General features: G+C 52.0%; 5 protein-coding genes. 4 read left to right on the plus strand and 1 reads right to left on the minus strand.

What is annotated here, in order from left to right; all coding sequences use genetic code 11:
• Together Q0711_RS06325 and Q0711_RS06330 are read left to right on the plus strand one after the other, a co-directional pair.
• Positions 1-414: aminotransferase class I/II-fold pyridoxal phosphate-dependent enzyme (locus Q0711_RS06325; RefSeq protein ID WP_299041980.1), on the plus strand; the 414-nt coding region annotated here is incomplete at its 5' end.
• A gap of 84 nt (positions 415-498) precedes the next feature.
• The gene (locus Q0711_RS06330) at positions 499-705 is read left to right on the plus strand and encodes a glycogen debranching protein (protein ID WP_298614726.1); all 207 of its coding nucleotides are present in this window, start codon (positions 499-501) and stop codon (positions 703-705) included.
• 464 nt (positions 706-1,169) lie between these two features.
• Here Q0711_RS06330 and Q0711_RS06335 read toward each other — a convergent pair whose 3' ends face one another.
• Positions 1,170-2,051 carry a universal stress protein gene (locus tag Q0711_RS06335; protein ID WP_298614719.1) on the minus strand — a complete coding sequence of 294 codons (882 nt, stop codon included), beginning with the start codon at positions 2,049-2,051 and terminating at the stop codon, positions 1,170-1,172.
• 529 nt (positions 2,052-2,580) lie between these two features.
• Between Q0711_RS06335 and Q0711_RS06340 the strand changes: the two genes are divergently transcribed.
• Both Q0711_RS06340 and Q0711_RS06345 read left to right on the plus strand, forming a co-directional pair.
• Entirely contained in the window at positions 2,581-2,868 is a 288-nt protein-coding gene (locus tag Q0711_RS06340) for a Mo-dependent nitrogenase C-terminal domain-containing protein (protein WP_298614721.1), read from the plus strand.
• A gap of 18 nt (positions 2,869-2,886) precedes the next feature.
• Positions 2,887-3,461: ComF family protein (locus tag Q0711_RS06345; protein ID WP_298614724.1), on the plus strand; the 575-nt coding region annotated here is incomplete at its 3' end.

Consider the following 3,461-nt stretch of genomic DNA (forward strand, 5'->3'; position numbering starts at 1 on the left):
CAAGACCTGATCACCTATCTGCAACACCGCGCCAGCACGTGGATCTATAGCACCGGACTCTCAGCGGCGGATACCGCTGCTGCCCTTGCTGCCCTTGAGCAACTCCAAGCAGATCCTTCCCTTCGCCACGCCCTCCGAGAGCGCATCCAACAACTGGAAGAGGGACTGCAAAAATTGGGTTGCCCAGTTTTGCCCCATCCGCTACCGACCCCAATTTTTTGTCTGCCTGCTCCCGATCCCACCACCGTCCTCCACTGGGGTCAGAAATTACAAGATGCCGGATGTTGGGTGGCAGCCGTGCGGCCACCGACTGTGCCCTTTAGTCGTCTGCGCATCACCCTAAGAGCCGATCACACCCCTGCGCACATTGAGCAATTACTGGCAGCATTGGCCGTACTCCTAAAGTGCTGTTAAGAAGGGCTGACGACTCCCCTGGCTTTCGCCTAGGCTGGGAATAGTTCTGTGAAATCGGCACACTGTGCCAAGGAGTGAGCAATGATAACCATCTGGGTGAGCGAACAAGTAGATCCCTCCGGCCTGCTTTATGCCTGTATTGCCTGTTGTGATGAAGCCCAAGCGAGGGAGTGTGTGCAGTCCTTTGAAAAAAACTTGACGACGGAACAAAAAGCCGCCGGCTGGCAAGTGCGCCTGCGTACTGTGACCTCTTGGGATGAGGTGCCTAGTACTGCCCTCAAGCTCTGCTAATCTTTTGGCTCAGCCCTGCATAGGAGTCTGCGGGGAGCGATTAAGCGAGTGGGAACATTGCCCTCTCTGCACCTCTGCCATCATGGGTGCGATATGTTCATCATTATTTTTTCCTTTGGAGGATGCCGCAGAATAGAGTTTGAAGCCCTGTGACTTGGTTTGGAACCACTCGCCGTGCTTGCCCCTGGTGTGGGTGCTGTTGACTCCATGACTGGTCACAACTTGGCAGAGCAAGCTCGCAATGCGGCAAAGTCGGGCTTAATGTGAGCCTTTGAAGCCTATGAAAAGGCACAGACTGCCGTCGCCGAAGTCCGCTCAGAAATGATGGAGCAAAAAGCAGCGAAGGCTGCCGCATCGGAAGAACCCCATGAGGTAATTATCGGCTAAGGTTTAATTGCCTGCTTGATCCAAATTCCTTGATCTAGATTCCTTGGGGTAGTTCTGCTGCCCCATCTTTTGATTAATTAGCGACCAGCGGGGGGAAAATAAATTACGGGAAACACGCAACGGCGGATGATCTCTCCTGCAAAGCTGGGGATTGAGAGTTCCCAAATTTTACCGACGGAACCAGAGGAAACAGCAATTCCATGGATGTCGCGATCATAGGCAGCAAGTTGAGCTTCAACAACAGGGTTACCAAAGCGGATCTCCGTTTCAACATTGAGGCCATAGCCGGTAAATTCCTGCTTTAGGTCGGCAAGAATTTTTTCAGCCTTTGGACGTTGCTCGCCAATTCCCAGTTCTCCTTTGCCCGCATCACTGATAATCCAGCAAAAGGTCAAGGAGGCAATACTGGCTTGATCGGGCTTTTTCACGCCGTCTCGCAGTTGTCGCACCAGGTGTTGGGCAGAGGGACTGTGGTCGTAGGGCACCAGTAAGTGGCGAAAGAGATTTTGGCAACGGAGGTTGAGTTCTGCAGTTGTCATCACCCACAACACTTGCGGGCGCATGATCATGACGGGCACTTTAATCCGTTGCAGCACCTCAATGGTTGTACTGCCAAAGAGCTTCTCATCCAATAGATTGCGAATGGGGCGGCTGGCCAGTACCAAGTCAACTTGATGTTTCTCAACAGCGTCAAGAATAGCATCGGCGGGGCGGCGGTTTTCGATGATTGCTTCTGCTTTGAGATCGGCGGGAATACTCGCCGGATCAATTTGGAGTAAGTCCCTTACCTGTTGTAGTCTTTCCTCCCGCAGGCGGGGCTTATCGCCATCCTCGTTAATAGGGCGGGCATGGAGAAAGATCAATTTGCGAGCACCGGCTGTTTTCAGCGCCTCAAGGTAGTGGGTGAGTTTGGGGAGGCCATCATGGAGATCCGTTGGAATCAATATGTTCTTGAACATGCCAGTGCTCCCCAATACCAGACTCTAATTGCAGATTAGCTTAGGAAGGGAAACGTGCGCTACTCGGCTCTATATTATACCCCAAGAAAATATTAGCCCAAGGTCGAGATTATGCTCACTCTTCCCTCTTGAATTCCAAAGCCGTATTTCTTTAGTCATTGCCAAGGGCTTCGGTAGCTGCAAGGGCAACTTTTCGGGAAACCGCATCGTCAACTTCAACAGAAATCACTAGAATAAGGATGGATACAAACTTATCATTTAATTCAAAAATGTATCCACTGCTACTAAATCTCTCGGAAGCAAGGAGATTGTCTATCGTGATGCGATTTTTATTGAGATTTCTCTGGGATGTCGCGCCTCGCTAAGGGCGCTCTAAAGCGGATCAGAACACTCCTGTGGCCATATAATGCAGCGATAAACTTGCCCTTTTTAGTACATGGTTTTAATTCATTGAAACTACCTTCTTAAATAGGGTGAGGGAGAAGTTTTTCGCTGCCAACTTCAATGATTGAGTTGAGGTGTTGAGTTGATGACGATTTTTACGGTGGGACACCGTTTGCTCCGCACAATTCTGTGGCCGGTACGGCAATGGCTAGAACATTTGGAAGTGCACGATCGCCAGCTTGCCCATCGTCTATGCCGCTTGATCCCCGCCCGGTGTCCCTTTGAACGCGATATTGTGGTTGCAAAATGGCATATTCACATTCCGCCCCTGTGCCACCTGAATCCCCTCTATGAGGAGTTGATGGTGTTGCGTTACCGTGCCCTTTGCTACTTGGCAGAGGAGTGCCATGAGGATATTAGTGCCTACTGTTAGACGCTAGGGGATGCGGCGGTGTGGCGATCGCTCCTCTCCTTTCTGTGGCAGCAGCCCTGTCCCTGTTGCGGCCGGGTGAGTCCCAAAACAATCTGTAGGGATTGTGAACGCCGCTTGAAAGCATGGGAAGTGCAGCGGCGGCAACGCTACTGGCAGGGCAGTCTGCCCCTGTTTCCGTGGGGGTACTATCAGCAGGACTTAAAGCGGGCGATCGCCACCATGAAATACAACAACCATCCAGAACTGGGAACCCTTTTTGGCCAATGGCTGGCCCACAGTTGGTTAGAAGCCAAGATAGCGCAGCACCTCCCCTTGCAGATTGTGCCCATTCCTCTTCATCGGGACAAATTGCAAAGCCGCGGTTTTAATCAAGCGGTGCGCATTGCCGAGGGCTTTTGTCGTGCCCTTGAGCTACCCCTTGCGCCGCAGGGGTTAATCCGCCAGCGAGCGACCCAATCCATGTTTCAACTCTCCCTGAGGGAGCGGCAAGCCAACCTTGAGAATGCCTTTTGTCTTGGCAAAGGTCTCCAGCGGGAGCGCTGGTTGCTTCTGTGTGATGACATCTACACCACCGGTACTACTGCACAAACCGC

The organism is uncultured Thermosynechococcus sp., assembly GCF_937958135.1.
Taxonomy (GTDB): Bacteria; Cyanobacteriota; Cyanobacteriia; order Thermosynechococcales; family Thermosynechococcaceae; genus Thermosynechococcus.